General features: G+C 63.9%; 13 protein-coding genes. 4 read left to right on the forward strand and 9 right to left on the reverse strand.

The genetic code is table 11. The annotated features are described in order from the left end of the window. Positions 1 to 106: 106 nt before the first annotated feature. The 4 genes from dnaG to rpsU all read right to left on the reverse strand — a co-directional run bounded on the left by dnaG (position 107) and on the right by rpsU (position 3,984). Positions 107 to 1,861 carry a DNA primase gene (dnaG, locus tag XcyCFBP4188_RS04730; RefSeq protein ID WP_104591715.1) on the reverse strand — a complete coding sequence of 585 codons (1,755 nt, stop codon included), beginning with the start codon at positions 1,859 to 1,861 and terminating at the stop codon, positions 107 to 109. Between the two features lie 128 nt (positions 1,862 to 1,989). Beyond that, positions 1,990 to 2,937, reverse strand: coding sequence for a YihY/virulence factor BrkB family protein (locus XcyCFBP4188_RS04735; protein WP_006449727.1), 948 nt, complete (start codon positions 2,935 to 2,937; stop codon positions 1,990 to 1,992). A gap of 249 nt (positions 2,938 to 3,186) precedes the next feature. Then, the gene (locus tag XcyCFBP4188_RS04740; RefSeq protein ID WP_046932417.1) at positions 3,187 to 3,633 is read right to left on the reverse strand and encodes a GatB/YqeY domain-containing protein; all 447 of its coding nucleotides are present in this window, start codon (positions 3,631 to 3,633) and stop codon (positions 3,187 to 3,189) included. 135 nt (positions 3,634 to 3,768) lie between these two features. Further along, on the reverse strand, positions 3,769 to 3,984 hold the full coding sequence (gene rpsU / locus XcyCFBP4188_RS04745) for a 30S ribosomal protein S21 (protein ID WP_002808376.1): 216 nt from the start codon (positions 3,982 to 3,984) through the stop codon (positions 3,769 to 3,771). 280 nt (positions 3,985 to 4,264) lie between these two features. Here rpsU and tsaD point away from each other — a divergent pair, with 280 nt between their 5' ends. From tsaD to XcyCFBP4188_RS04760, 3 genes are all read left to right on the forward strand, one after another. Beyond that, positions 4,265 to 5,329: a tRNA (adenosine(37)-N6)-threonylcarbamoyltransferase complex transferase subunit TsaD gene (gene tsaD / locus XcyCFBP4188_RS04750; RefSeq protein WP_074056524.1), complete on the forward strand. Its 1,065-nt coding sequence runs from the start codon at positions 4,265 to 4,267 to the stop codon at positions 5,327 to 5,329. Positions 5,330 to 5,415: 86 nt separating this feature from the next. Continuing rightward, positions 5,416 to 5,793, forward strand: a complete 378-nt coding sequence (gene folB, locus XcyCFBP4188_RS04755) for a dihydroneopterin aldolase (RefSeq protein WP_104591716.1) — start codon at positions 5,416 to 5,418, stop codon at positions 5,791 to 5,793. A 257-nt stretch (positions 5,794 to 6,050) separates the two neighbouring features. Beyond that, entirely contained in the window at positions 6,051 to 8,222 is a 2,172-nt protein-coding gene (locus XcyCFBP4188_RS04760; protein ID WP_074056525.1) for a glycoside hydrolase family 3 N-terminal domain-containing protein, read from the forward strand. A 287-nt stretch (positions 8,223 to 8,509) separates the two neighbouring features. Here the strand turns inward: XcyCFBP4188_RS04760 and XcyCFBP4188_RS04765 are convergent, their stop codons facing one another. Then, positions 8,510 to 9,688, reverse strand: coding sequence for a PQQ-dependent sugar dehydrogenase (locus XcyCFBP4188_RS04765; protein WP_043910495.1), 1,179 nt, complete (start codon positions 9,686 to 9,688; stop codon positions 8,510 to 8,512). Between the two features lie 171 nt (positions 9,689 to 9,859). On the opposite strand from XcyCFBP4188_RS04765, the gene yiaA reads away from it, so the two are divergent. Further along, positions 9,860 to 10,297: an inner membrane protein YiaA gene (yiaA, locus tag XcyCFBP4188_RS04770; RefSeq protein WP_006452390.1), complete on the forward strand. Its 438-nt coding sequence runs from the start codon at positions 9,860 to 9,862 to the stop codon at positions 10,295 to 10,297. Between the two features lie 53 nt (positions 10,298 to 10,350). Here the strand turns inward: yiaA and XcyCFBP4188_RS04775 are convergent, their stop codons facing one another. From XcyCFBP4188_RS04775 to XcyCFBP4188_RS04790, 4 genes are all read right to left on the reverse strand, one after another. Further along, positions 10,351 to 10,683, reverse strand: coding sequence for a hypothetical protein (locus XcyCFBP4188_RS04775; RefSeq protein ID WP_104591717.1), 333 nt, complete (start codon positions 10,681 to 10,683; stop codon positions 10,351 to 10,353). Positions 10,684 to 10,866: 183 nt separating this feature from the next. Then, positions 10,867 to 11,364 carry a hypothetical protein gene (locus XcyCFBP4188_RS04780; protein ID WP_043907146.1) on the reverse strand — a complete coding sequence of 166 codons (498 nt, stop codon included), beginning with the start codon at positions 11,362 to 11,364 and terminating at the stop codon, positions 10,867 to 10,869. Positions 11,365 to 11,451: 87 nt separating this feature from the next. Further along, positions 11,452 to 12,759 (reverse strand): APC family permease, encoded by a 1,308-nt coding sequence (locus tag XcyCFBP4188_RS04785; protein ID WP_104591718.1) that lies wholly within the window; start codon positions 12,757 to 12,759, stop codon positions 11,452 to 11,454. After that, positions 12,756 to 13,532, reverse strand: coding sequence for a L,D-transpeptidase family protein (locus XcyCFBP4188_RS04790; protein ID WP_104591719.1), 777 nt, complete (start codon positions 13,530 to 13,532; stop codon positions 12,756 to 12,758). The genes XcyCFBP4188_RS04785 and XcyCFBP4188_RS04790 overlap by 4 nt, the downstream gene beginning before the upstream one ends. Positions 13,533 to 14,124: the final 592 nt, after the last annotated feature.

The following is a 14,124-nucleotide window of genomic DNA, read 5'->3' on the forward strand; positions in this document are numbered from 1 at the left end:
CCCGGAGAGTGCGCGCTCAGGCGCGTGGTGCGCGTCATTCTACGATGCGTGGCGTCCTGGGCAGCGCGCACGACAATCTGGCCTTCCTTGATAGCAGCAACCCGCGCTACAACGCAGCGAGCGCCTTGAACAGCTCGCGCAGCTCGTATTTGTCGGTGTCGTCCAGTCCTTGCGCGCGCTGCTTGTCCTGTAGTTCGTCCAGGCGCTGACGCAGCAATTGCTTGTCCAGTTGCGCCACCACGTCGTGCAACTCCATCGCCCAACTGTGTTCGTCGCCGGGCAAGACCTGTGCGGCCAGTTTCTGCAGCGCGGCCTGTTCTTCGCGTTCGGCGAAGTGTTCCAGCAGGGCGCCGGTGCTGATTTCCGGGCGTTGCCGCACCAGCGCCAGCAGCTCCATCAACAGGTCGATACCAGGCAGGCGCAGGCCGGAAAAATCGTGGTCGCCTTCCAGGCTCATTGCCAGCGACGGTTGCTGCAGCAGGATGGCGATGGACGCGCGTACCAGGCTGCGTTTTTGCGTGGGTGCGCCCATGCGCGCAGGCGGCCGTGGCCGCCCTTGTGGCGTAGACGCTTGCGTGGAGGTGCTGGCACCCACCCCGGTCAGGCGCGACAGTTCCTGCCTCATCAGATCGCCGAACGCGCCTTCGGGAATCTGCGCCAGCATCGGCTTGGCGCGTTCGGCCAGCCGGGCCTTGCCATCGAGCGTGTGCAGGTTGCTCTCGCGCGACATCTCGTCGAAGAAGAACTGCGACAGCGGCGTGGCCTGTTTCAGCCGCTGATCGAAGGCCTGCGCGCCTTCCTTGCGCACGATGGTGTCCGGGTCTTCGCCATCGGGCAGAAACAAAAAAAACGCCTGGCGGCCGTCCTTCATGCGCGGCAGCACCGATTCAAGCGCGCGCCAACCGGCCTTGCGGCCGGCGTTGTCGCCGTCGAAACAGAAATACACATCCGGTGCGTTGCGAAACAGCAGTTCGGCATGTTCGGGGGTCGTTGCCGTGCCCAGCGTGGCCACCGCCTGGGTGACGCCGAACTGGAACAGCGAGACCACGTCCATGTAGCCCTCGACCACGATCAGCCGTTCGATCTTCTGATTGGCCTGGCGCACCTGCCACAGACCGTACAGCTCGCGGCCCTTGTGGAATAGCGCGGTTTCCGGCGAATTGAGGTACTTCGGGCCGGGGTCGCGGCCATCGGCCGGCGCGCCCATGATGCGTCCGCCGAAGGCGATCACGCGGCCGCGGCGGTCGAAGATCGGGAACATCACCCGGTCACGGAACTTGTCGTAGACGTGGCCGCGATCGTTCTTGGAAAACAGCCCGGCGCGCTCGAGCACACTCATGCGGCGCGCATCGGTGCCCAGGGTGTCCTTCAACGCGCTGTAGCCATCGGGCGCGTAGCCGATCTGGAAGCGCGCGCGGTTGTCGGCATCCACGCCGCGCCCGTCCAGATAGTCGCGGGCGCGCTCGCTGCCTTCGAGCTGGCGCTGGAAGAACTGCGTTGCCGCTTCCAATGCCGAATACAGCTCGCGGCTGTCGTCCTGCTGCTGCGGCGTGCGCTGCTGGGTCTCGCGCGGGATCTCCATGCCGGCGCGCTTGGCCAACTCGTCGACCGCATCGAGAAATTCGAGGCGGTCGTAATTCATCAGAAAACTAATTGCGGTGCCATGCGCACCGCAGCCGAAGCAGTGATAGAACTGCTTGGTCGGCGAGACCGTAAACGAGGCCGAGCGCTCGTCATGGAACGGGCAGCGCGCCGAGTATTCCTTGCCCTGACGCTTGAGCGGCACGCGACCGCCCACCACCTCGACGATGTCGGTGCGTGCAAGCAGTTCATCGATGAATGCGTCGGGGATGCGGGCCATCCCGCTAGGATATCCCAGCCGCCGGCGCTCGCCGGCTTCAGCGAACGAAGGCCCTTAGAGAGCGAAGGCCCTCAGTGCGTCACTACGTGCAGCCTTGCCACACATGGCACAGGCCGCGCCGGGCGCAATCAACTGCGTGCTGGCGTTTCAGGCTGCGGCGTGACGCTCGGTTCGTCGACCGACGGCGGCAGGTTGTCCGTATCCACCCCGGCCTCGCGCAGCTTGCGGTGCGAGCGCACGCGCTCGTCGATCACGGCGGTCAGCAAGGCGCCGACGAAGAACACCACTGAGGCGTAGTACATCCACACCAGCAGGATCACCAAGGTGCCCATCGAGCCATACGCGCTGCCGGGTGCCGCCTTGGCGATGTACAGGCCGATGCCGTAGCGCCCCAGTGCAAACAACAACGCGGTGATGACGCCGCCGACAAAGGCCTGCCGCCAGTTGACCGTGCGGTCGGGCAGATAGCGATACAGAAAGGCGAAGGCGAGTGAATACAGCGCCAGGGTGGTGACATACCCGATCGCCGGCAGCACCGAGGGCAGGCGTGCGAACACCACTTGCAGCGCGGTGGTGGCGATCATCGACACGATCAACAAGAAGCCCAGCGCCAGGATCACACCGAACGAGAACACGCGCTTCTTCAGCCATGCCACGACGCCTTCCAGGCGCTCCTTGTCAGTGCGGAAGATCAGGTTCAATGCATTCTGCAACTGCGCAAACACTGCGGTGGCACCGATGAACAGCAACAGCGTGCTCCACAGCCCGGCCAGCGAGCCTACGCCGGGTTGATCGGTGGCATTGCGGATCACCGTGTCGGCGACTTCCGCTGCACTACCGCCGGCCAGTTGCGCAATCTGCTGCACCAAGGCTTCCTGCGCAGGCGGATACAGCGATGCAGTCAGCCACAGCAGCAAGACCAGCAGCGGTGCCAGCGATAGCAAGGCATAGAACGACAGCGACGCGGCCTGCGTCATCACGTCGATCTCGAGAAAGCGATTGAGCAGTGCCATCGGCAGGCTGCGTTGCAGGCGGCCCAGATGCTTCTGCAGGTGTTCGGTTGAGAGCTTCGTCACCGGCGGGGGAAATCCTTGGGCATACCGTGATGCGTGCAGGGGTTAGAGGACGAAACCGGTATGCGGAATGCTTCGCCCGCGCCTGCATTGGCGGACCCGTTCTAACAGGGCCGAATCGAAGGTCTGGTGAAAGCGGGCGCTGGATGTCGCGCGATGTGGTGCGCACGATGCGGCACCGAGATAGCCTTGGCTTGCGCGGCGATCTGTATTGCCCTGGCAATCCAGCACAGGGCAATGCGGAGGCAGACTTCAGCCTGCCAGACTCTTCTTGACCAGGGCCGAGACCAGGCCCATGTCGGCCTGACCGGCCAGCTTGGGCTTGAGCGCGCCCATCAGCTTGCCGATGTCGGCGGGGCTGCTGGCACCGGTTTCTGCAATCGCGGCCTGGATGGCGGCGACGATCTCGGCTTCGCCCATCTTGGCCGGCAAATAGCGCTCGATCACCACGATCTCCTCGCGCTCGATCTGCGCCAGGTCTTCGCGCGCGGCGGCTTCGAACTGGGTGACCGAGTCCTTGCGCTGCTTGACCATCTTGTCGAGCACGGCGATCACGGCCGCATCGTCCATCTCGATGCGCTCGTCCACTTCCTTCTGCTTGATCGCGGCATTGATCAGCCGGATCACGCCCAGGCTGTGCTTGTCGCCGGATTTCATGGCGGCTTTCATGTCATCGGTGAGCTGCTGCTTGAGGGGCATGCGGTGACTCCTGAGGTTGCGTGTTGAAAAAGACCAATACAAAAAGCCGGCGACGCTTGCGCGTGCCGGCTCTTGGGTTCGATCCCGATGGGCCGCGCCTTCAGCGCATGCCCGTCGGCAAGGAACCGCGTTCGATCAGTACAAGCGCTGGCGCTTGGTGACGTCGCGCGAGGAACGACGCAACTGACGCTTCACAGCAGCGGCAGCCTTGCGCTTGCGCTCCTGGGTCGGCTTTTCATAGAACTCGCGCTTGCGGGTTTCGGCCAGCACGCCGGCCTTTTCGCAGGTGCGCTTGAAACGGCGGAGCGCAAATTCGAAGGGCTCGTTCTCGCGGACTTTAACGCTGGGCATGGGTTCTCCAGATAATGGGATTTCCGTCCGGGAGCCCCGGGCGGGTGCGAGCGGACTCGCGTGACGGAATTTCCGGGTTGCCCCGGCGAGCCGCGCATTATAACGACTTGCCAACGACCTGCAAGCCCCCTGCAAGATTTGCTTCTGCATGCCTATGAGAGCGTGCGTTTTGGCCTGATCCGGCAGCGATCGCACGGCGGCGCAGCATATCGCCCCTGGCCGATCTGCGCAGCGCAAAAGCTGCGAAAATAGGCCGCATGTGCCTGTCTGCCGAGTTGCCGTGAAAGTTCTTGGGATCGAATCATCGTGTGATGAGACCGGTGTGGCGGTTTACGACACCGCGCTGTCCGGCGTGCCGGCGCTACGCGCGCATGCGGTCTACAGCCAGATTGCGCTGCATGCCGAATATGGTGGTGTGGTACCGGAGCTGGCCAGCCGCGACCACGTGCGCAAGCTGCTGCCGCTGATCCGCCAGACCCTGGGCGAGGCCGGGTTGCGCATCGATGAACTCGATGGCGTGGCCTATACCGCCGGCCCGGGCCTGGTGGGCGCACTCCTTGTAGGTGCCGGTGTGGCGCGCTCGCTGGCCTGGGCGCTGGACGTGCCGGCGATCGGCGTGCATCACATGGAAGGCCATCTGCTGGCGCCGCTGATGGAAGACGACCCGCCTAAGCCGCCGTTCGTGGCGCTGCTGGTCTCCGGCGGCCACACCCAGCTGGTGTCGGTGAAGGCGCTGGGCGAGTACGAGGTGCTTGGCGAGACGCTGGACGATGCAGCCGGCGAGGCCTTCGACAAGACCGCCAAGATGATGGGCCTGCCGTATCCGGGCGGGCCGCAACTGGCGGCGCTGGCCGAAACCGGCACCCCGGGACGTTACAAGTTCGCGCGGCCGATGACCGACCGGCCCGGGCTGGATTTCAGTTTCAGCGGGCTCAAGACCCAGGTGCTGCTGGCCTGGCGCGGCAGCGACCAGTCCGACACCACGCGGGCGGACATCGCGCGCGGGTTCGAGGATGCGGTGGTGGAGACGCTGGCGATCAAATGCCTGCGCGCGCTGGATGCGGCCGACTGCAACACGCTGGTGGTGGCCGGTGGCGTGGGTGCCAACAAGCGCCTGCGCGCGCGGCTGCAGGAGGCGGCGCAGCGGCGCGGCGGCCGCGTGTGCTTCCCACGCCCGGCCTTGTGCACCGACAACGGCGCGATGATCGCCTTCGCCGGCGCGCTGCGGCTGGAGGCCGGCGAGCGCGCCGATGCGGCGGTGCATGTGACGCCGCGCTGGGATATGGCGGGCTTGCCGCCGTTGGCGGCGGCGCGGGATTCGGGAATCGGGAATAGGGAATCGTAAGAGCGCTATTCCGATTCGTTCCGTGCTGCTCTGCTGTTGCTCGTGCTTCTCACCATTCCCTAATCCCCATTCCCGATTCCCCACCCATGGACAAAGTTTTTATCGAAGGCCTGGAAATCGATGCGCTGATCGGCATCTACGACTGGGAGCGGCGCATCCGCCAGACGCTGCGGTTCGATCTGGAGATGGGGTTCGACAACCGCATTCCGGCGGCCAGCGACGACATTGCCGACACGCTGAACTACAAGGCGGTGAGCAAGCGGCTGATCGAGTTCGCGCAGGCCTCCGACTTCGGGCTGGTGGAAACGCTGGCCGAGCGCTGCGCGGCGATCGTGCTGGACGAGTTTGGGGTGCACTGGCTGCGGCTGAAGCTGAGCAAGCCCGGCGCGGTGCGCGGGGCGCAGGCGGTGGGTGTGATCATCGAGCGCACGCGCGTTTCTGCTGACGTGCCACCTTCTCTATAGGGTGTATCCGCTCCCTGGCCTTACAGTAGCGCTCGGTGTTGTCGGCGGCTGGGCCGTCTGGAGGTTCCGGGCGCCCACCGATGGCAGGTATTGAGCGGTTGCGGCGGCGCGTGAGCGAATGCAAGGCAGGTCGTCATTTTGCCGTCCAACGTCTGCCAACGGGGCTGAACATCAGCCTGAACAGGCAGAAGAGTTGCATCCTCGCGGTCGCGTCAGGCTAGAATTGACGGCCATGTAAACGTTTTCTCAAGGATCTCATGGCTGCTGATCGCATCGAAACCCTGATTGCCCAGATGACCGTCGAAGAGAAGGTCGGACAGTTGGGTGTGTTCGCCGACATGGTGCGGCCGTTCGCGCCGGACGTGAATCCCGAAGCCAATGTGCTCAACGCCGACGAGGTGCTGCAGCAGGTCCGGCAGGGCCGGGTCGGCTCGCTGTTCAATGGCGTTGGCGCCGCGCTGGGCGTACAGATCCAGAAAGTGGCGGTGGAAGAAAGCCGTCTGGGCATCCCGGTGATCCTGGCCGCCGACGTGATCCACGGCATGCGCACGGTGTTCCCGATTCCGCTGGGCGAAGCGGCCAGCTTCGAGCCGGAACTGGCCGAGCGCACCGCGCGCGCCACCGCGATCGAAGCGACCGCCGCTGGCCTGCACTGGACCTATGCTCCGGCGGTGGACATTGCGCGCGATCAGCGCTGGGGCCGTGGGGCAGAAGGCGCCGGCGAAGACGTGCTGCTGGGCGCTGTGTTTGCTGCCGCCCGCGTGCGCGGTTTCCAGGGTAGCGATCTCAAAGCCGCCGATTCGCTGTTGGCCACGCCCAAGCACTTTGCCGCCTATGGCGCGGTGGCGGCGGGCATGGAATACAACACCGTGGACATCGCGCCGCAAACCTTGCGCGATGTGCATCTGCCGCCGTTCAAGGCCGCCTTCGATGCCGGCGCATTGACCGTGATGTCCTCGTTCAACGACATCAACGGCGTGCCGGCCAGCGCCAACCACGAGTTGCTGACCGAGATCCTGCGTGGCGAATGGCAGTTCCCCGGCGTGGTGATTTCCGACTACACCGCCGACATGGAATTGATCGCGCACGGTTACGCCACCGATGAGCGCGATGCGACCAAAAAAGCGTTCCTGGCCGGTCTGGATCTGAGCATGCAGAGCGGTTTCTATGCCGCGCATCTGCCGTCGCTGGTGGAAAGCGGCGAGGTGCCGATGTCCACGCTGGATGCGAGTGTGCGCCGCATGCTGCAGCTGAAAGAAGCAATCGGCTTGTTCGACAATCCGTATCGCTCGCTGGATCCGGCACGCGAAGCCGACACCGCGCATCTGCCGGCGCACGATGCGTTGTCACGCGATGCGGCGCGGCGTTCGATCGTGTTGCTGAAGAACGAAGGCGCAGTGTTGCCGCTGAAGAAAAGCGGACAGCACATCGCGCTGATCGGGCCGTTCGTGCAGGACCGCGAGAACATCGAGGGCTGCTGGACCTTGTTCGGCGACAAGGAACGCTACGTGACCCTGGAGCAGGGCGTGCGTGCGGTGGTCGGGAACGAGCATCTGAGCGTGGTGCCGGGCTGCGGCCTGGAAGAGGCGCTGCCAGGCGGGATTTCCGCCGCCATCGATGCGGCGCAGGCCGCCGATGTGGTGGTGCTGGCGCTGGGCGAGCCGCAGCGGTTCAGTGGCGAGGCGCAGTCGCGTACCGAGATCGTATTGCCGCCGGCGCAGCAGGCGCTGGCCGAAGCCATCGCCGCCACCGGCACACCGATGGTGGTGTTGCTGCGCAACGGGCGTGCGCTGGCATTGAGCGGTGCGGTGCGCGATGCCGATGCGATTGCAGTGACCTGGTATCTGGGCACGCAGACCGGCACCGGCGTGGCCGATGTGTTGTTCGGCGACTACAACCCGTCTGCGCGGCTGCCGATCAGCTTCCCGCAGGTGACCGGGCAGCAGCCGTATTTCTACAACCATCTGCGTACCGGCCGCCCGGAGTTGCCGACCTTGTCCGAATACAAGGCGCGCTGGCGCGAAATGCCCAACGAGCCGTTGTATCCGTTCGGCCACGGCTTGAGCTACACCACGTTTGCGTATGCGCCGCCGCAGCTGAGCAGCGCGCAGGTTGGTTGGGATCAGGCGCTGACCATCACCACGCGCGTGACCAATACCGGCAGCGTTGCAGGCGAAGAAGTGGTGCAGCTGTATGTGCACGATCGCGTGGCCAGCCGGGTGCGCCCGGTGCGCGAACTCAAGGGCTTTCGCAAGGTGTTGTTGCAGCCTGGCGAAAGCACGGACGTGGTGTTCACCCTCGCGCGCGATGCGCTGGCCTTCACCGACCCCAAGGGCGTATTCGGCGCAGAGCCGGGATTGTTCGATGTGTGGGTCTGCGCATCCGCCAAGAGCGGCGAGGCAGTGTCCTTCGAGTTGTTGGAAGGCTGAAAGCGTGTCCTCCGAGGAAGCCGGTACGTTGGAGTCATCGCTTTCGGTTGAACGTAATGCAAGCGGCTGATCTGCAGCGCTGCAGCCTTCAGTGAGGGCGCTCTTCAGTGAGGGCGCTGCAGCGGCCGATGGCTGACGCCACAAGACATAAATCGCTACGCAAGCAGCCCGCTTGATCGTCACCATCGTCAGCGCTCAACGAGTGCATGGCGATGGTGCGAGTCATCACTCAGTGCTGCTACTTGACGCAGCACGCATTGGTGCAGCGATCCAGGCGATGCACCGACTTACGCATCGTTCTCGACTGCCGACTTGCTCTTGGGTGTCAGCTTGAGCAGACGCCCGGTGCTGCCACTGGCTTCGCCTTCCAATAGCCACAGCGCGCCATCCGGCCCTTGTTCAACTTCGCGGATGCGTGCGCCCATGTCGTAGCGGGCCACTTCGCGCGGCTGATCGCCGAGCGAGACCTGCACCAATGCCATCGACGACAACCCGCCGATGAAGCCGTTGCCGCGCCATGTCGGGAACTGCTTGCCGCTATAGATCACAAAGCCGGCCGGCGAGATCACCGGTGTCCAGCTGATCTTGGGCGCGGCGAATTCCGGGCGGGTGTCGTGATCGGGAATCGGGGTGCCGTCGTAGTTGTCGCCATTGGAGACGATCGGATAACCATAGTTGGCGCCGCGCTGGATCAGATTCAGCTCATCGCCGCCCATCGGGCCCATCTCGTGTTCCCACAAGCGGCCCTTGCTGTCGAACGCGATGCCCAGGATGTTGCGATGGCCCAGCGACCACACTTGCGCGGCGACACCGCCTTGCGCAACGAAGGGATTATCGGCCGGCACGCTGCCATCGTCATTGAGCCGGATCAGCTTGCCGAGATTGGCTTTCATGTCCTGCGCGGGGGTGAATTTCTGCCGTTCGCTGGAGCTGATCCACAGTTTGCCGGCCTGATCGAATGCCAGCCGATGCCCGAAGTGCCCATTGCCGGTGACCTTGGGGTCCTGACGCCAGATCACCTTGAAGTCCGACAGCGTGCCGCCGCCGGTGGCATCCAGGGTCAATTTGGCTCGCGCCACGGCGCCGCCGCGTGTATCGCCTTCGCCAGGTTCGGCGTAACTCACATAGACCAGGCCATTGCGGGCAAAGCGCGGGTGCGCGAGCACATCGCCAAAACCGCCCTGGCCGCCGTAGGCCACGGTCGGGATGCCGGTGATGGCGCTTTTGCGCTTGGTCTTGGGATCAAGCCGCATCAGCGAGCCGCGTTTTTCGCTGACCAGCAAACTGCCGTCAGGCAGGAAGGTCATCGCCCAGGGCTCGTCGAAATCGGCAACGGTGGTGGCCTGGAATGGCCACTGCGCCTTGGGAATGGCCGCCGCAGGTGCGGCGGCGGGCGCGGCAAATGCGGCGCCGGTGGTGAACAGCGTGGCCGAGCAGGCCAGTGCAAGCAGACGTCGGACAGACATGTGGTCCTCCAGGGGATAAGGCGCGGTGACGCTGCAGCCCTCCCGCAACGTGTCCCGCGTCGGGTTTTCAAGTACCTCACACGACGCCTTCGAGGCCGCCTTTTCGTAGATCACTTTCTCTGTGAGACGTGTGCGTCCCACCTTCCTGCTCCACCATGAAAAGGAGTTTCCATGGTTGCCACGCAAAAAACCTCGCCTGCTTTTATCGCCGCATCCTGGGCCGCATTGCTGCTGGGCAGCACTGCCTACCTGATCGGGTTGTGGAATGCGCAGATGATGCTCAACGAAAAAGGCTACTACTTTACGTTGCTGCTGTTTGGCTTGTTCGCATCGGTGTCGTTGCAGAAGAGTGTGCGTGACCGCGCGGACGGTATTCCGGTGACGGGACTGTATTACGCGATCTGCTGGTTCTCTCTGATCATCGCACTGCTGCTATTGGCGATTGGCTTGATCAACGCGACCTTGTTGCTCAGCGAGAAAGGCTTTTATGCGATGGCGTATGCATTGAGTCTGTTCGGTGCGGTTGCGGTGCAGAAGAACACGCGCGATGCGATGGATGTCGACAACCGGTTGCCTATTTCGCGCGCGGCACCGCCGCCACTGGACTGATGCCTCGACCACGCTGAAACAACAACGCCACCTCGACGGTGGCGTTGTTGTTTTCAGGGCTTTGACTTGCTATCGCCGGCGATAAAGTCCGTCGCATTTTCCCAGGCACGCTTGACTGCGTGACGGGCCTTGCTCCAGCTCAAACCTTCGGTGCCGCGATTGGCTTCCCATTCGCGGTGCAATTCGGCTTCCACCTGATCATAGGCACGCGCGTTTTCGCGGATACGTGCCTCATGTCCTGCCAGGTAGGCGCCTTCGTAATCTTCGTAGCGGTCACCTTCGGTGTAATACGGCTCTTCGGTGAAGCGCTCGCGCCAATAGTTGGATACTTTCTGGCTGCGGTCTTCGTCCGGCGCACGGCCTGGAATCTGATACGGCACGTTCATGCTCGTCTCCACGGTGAATGTGCCAACTACCGTAGGTTGGCGGGTGTTAAATCCGTTGCCAGGGCAGGTGAGGAGGGCATCAAAAAATCGTGCTGCGATGAAGCATTCGCGCTGTTTCACAGTCTGCACTGTTGAACCACGCTTTGTGCAATGAGCGAGCTGTGGATCTACGTCTGCTCGCATTCAAGTCGAGGCTGACGCAGCTTCGTAAGGCAACGGCGTTGCGCCTGCAGCGATCAGGCTGGCTTCGGCATGCTGCAGCGATGGCTCGTCTGCATCGATGATCACCAATACGCGCCCGGCCTGAATTTCCTCTTCGAACTGGCGACGGATCGGATCGGGTACGGTGGCCCCGATCAGTGCAGACGACCAGGTGCCGACCAGCGCGCCTGCCAGCGCCATGACGCCGGCCCCGGCAATGGTGAGGCCGATGGGAGGCACTGCGATGGCAACCAGACCGGCGACCAGGCCTGCGGCACCGCCCGTTGCGGCGCCACGCGCGGCAGCGGGAAGAAAGTCGGTCTTGGCATTCTTGCGCTCGTCGGGCACGTCTTCCAGCTCGATATCCGAACGGGCAATCAACGACAGTGCATCGTTGTCGATGCCTGCGCTGCGTGCGGCCTGCATGACGCGTTGCGCACTAGCGATATCGGGTGTGCTGTAGACACGGCGCAGTTTCATCGCAAACTCCCATGCAGGTGAGAGCTGCAGCGTTGGGCGCATGGGGTTAGGTGTGCGTGAGCCCTGCGCGAGTGTGTTGCGAAACCCTTAGACCTGCTTGCGTGGGAACAGATAAAACGCCCAGCCCACCAGCAAGGCGATGCCGGCGGCGGCCAGATTCTGCCAGCTGGCACTGGCCAGCAGGCCAAGCGACAACAGCAGTGCGGCGATGGGAATGGCTGGCCCACCCGGTAGACGCAAGGTGTCGGTACGTTGCCGGTAACGACGCGCCAGCACGATGACCGCTGCAGCCGTGCCGATATACGCAAACAGCCGCGTGACCATCGACAACAGCGCCAGCTGGGTGAACGACCCCGACAACGCCAATCCAAGCGACAACACGCCTTGGGTGATCACCGCCGCTGCGGGGGTGTGGAAGCGCGGATGCACGCGCGCCAGAAATGCCGGGCCATAGCCATCTTGTGCGAGCGCGAACAAAAAGCGTGGCCCGAGCATCACCGTGTTGCTGGTGGTGCCGAGGATGGAGATGGTGGCACCCACGGTGAGGATCAGCGCCAGCGCTTCGCCACCGAAGCGGCTTGCGGCATCGGCCAACGGTGTAGGCGAGGCGGCAAGATTGGGCAGCGTGCCTTGTGCGACGACTTGTACCGCTGCGTAGATCAAGGTCACGGTGACGATCATGGTGATCAGTGCGAACGGGACATCGCGGCGTGGATTGCGGTATTCGCCGGCGGCCGCAGGAATATTTTCGAACCCTGCATAGGCGAACAGCAACAACAAGGCGGCTTCGCCTAGATTGCCCAGGTCGCGCAAGTCCGGCGTGGTGCCGGCGAAGGCCCACGACCAATCTACATAAAACAGGCCGATTGCCACGAACAACAGCAGCGGCACCAGCTTGCCGATCACCAGGGCGATGCCGGTGCGCGCGGCCGATTTCACTCCGATCACATTGATGGCGGTGAGCAATCCCAATGAGCCGACCACCACCAGCAGACGTGCCCACTGCTCGGTGGCGACGGTCGGCCAGAACCGCGCGACCGCGTCGGCCAGGCCGTTGCTCAATGCGGCTGCCGAACTGATGCGGGTGAGCCAGATCATCCAGCCGATCTGAAAACCGACGAAGGGGCCGAACGCCTCGCGCGTGTACAGATAACTACCGCCTGGCGTATCGAAATAACTCGCCGCCTGCGCATAGCACAACACCAGCAAGGCCACCGCCAGGCCGGCCAGCATCACCGCCCACAGGCTCATTGGCCCCAGCAGTGCGGCGGTGGCTGCCGGCAGCAGATAGATGCCGCTGCCGATCACATCGTTGATCGACAATCCGACGATCTGCCAACGGCTGACGACGCGCACCAGCCCAGTGGAATCGGGAGCAGGAACCGGTGTGTTCATCGTGCGGCGTCCTTCAACTTGGGCAGCTGCCACTGTGCTTGCAGGCGTGCGTATTCGGCACGCGGCAACAGCACGAACAGCGGTTTGTCGTCGGGCTTCAACCAGGCCAGCAGGCGTTGCATATCGGCCGGCGCCATTGCAGTGCAGCCGGCGGTGAACTGGCCTGGCGTGCGCCACAGGTGGGCGAAGATGCAGCTGCCATGACCGGGGATCGCGTTGGGGTTGTGCGCGATCACAAAGCCCTCGCTGTAACGTGCATCGCCGGGATGTTGCAGGTCTAGGCGCATCGGTTCGGTCGAGCCGGCCACTGCGGCTTCACCGACCTGGGCGGCATCGACGATGCGGTTGTACAGCGGCGAGCTCGGTACATCCATGCAGTAGTTGGTGGCGGTCATCGCCCGGTACGGCATCGTGCTGTCGATACTCGGGGCATAACCGAAGGCAGGGCCGATGGCGAAGACACCGGCCGGGCTGCGGCCGTCGCCTTCGCGCTTCTGCAGGCCTTGCGTCTGTGCAGGATGCAGGCCATCGCCCCAGGCGCTGCCATGGCGGCCCAGCGCCACCGCAAACCCTGGTGCGGCCGGTTGCCAGTGGCCATCCACACGGGTAAATGTCTGCAGGCGCGCCTGCGTGCTGTTCCAATCCGGTGTGGTCACCACGATCAATGCCTGCGCTCGATTCAGCGCATCGATTGGACCGGCAGCGCCGGCAAGGCTGCTGCTACTTGCCAGTGCCAGCAGCACGACGGATCGAAACACGGTGGCAAGGCGCATGCAGGCTCCGGGGGATGGGTCTGGCAGGGGTGAGGTGCGTTGAGTTGATCGGTCGTTGGCGGCGACAGTGCGGTGCCTCGGCACTGCATCACGGACCAACACCTTATCGCTACTGTACCTAGCAATGCCGCTGTGTGGCGCATGCGCGCTTGGCGGGGCTTGGAGCGGCTGACAAGATTACTTCGCCACTCTCAAGAGGCTCTGCCGTCGCTCGGTGGGCATCTGCCACTCGTACATGCTGGTTCTAGGTGGGCCGTCGCTACCCGGTAGCCCATGGCTTGCGACGTTTTGTCAGCCTCTCGGTTGTTATGGGAGCCTTGGGTTCTATGAAGGAATCGGCTGCAGAGCGGCTGATCTGTGGCTTGGCTGCAGGGTCCTTGCCCGCCCACCCTCGCGGGACACGCCGCAAGTACGTCCGTGTAGGCTCTTACGCGGCATCCATGCCGCGTAAGGTCCCGCGACGGTGGGCGGGCAAGGACCAGTGGAGATGGTCGGTGTGCATGTTTTCAAGCAACCGACTAACTCTCTGGTGCGGTGTCCTCACCGCTTGCGGGACCGTGTGGCGGCATGGATGCCGCCACCGAGCCTCCAT

Source organism: Xanthomonas hortorum pv. cynarae (assembly GCF_002939985.1).
GTDB lineage: Bacteria > Pseudomonadota > Gammaproteobacteria > Xanthomonadales > Xanthomonadaceae > Xanthomonas > Xanthomonas hortorum_D.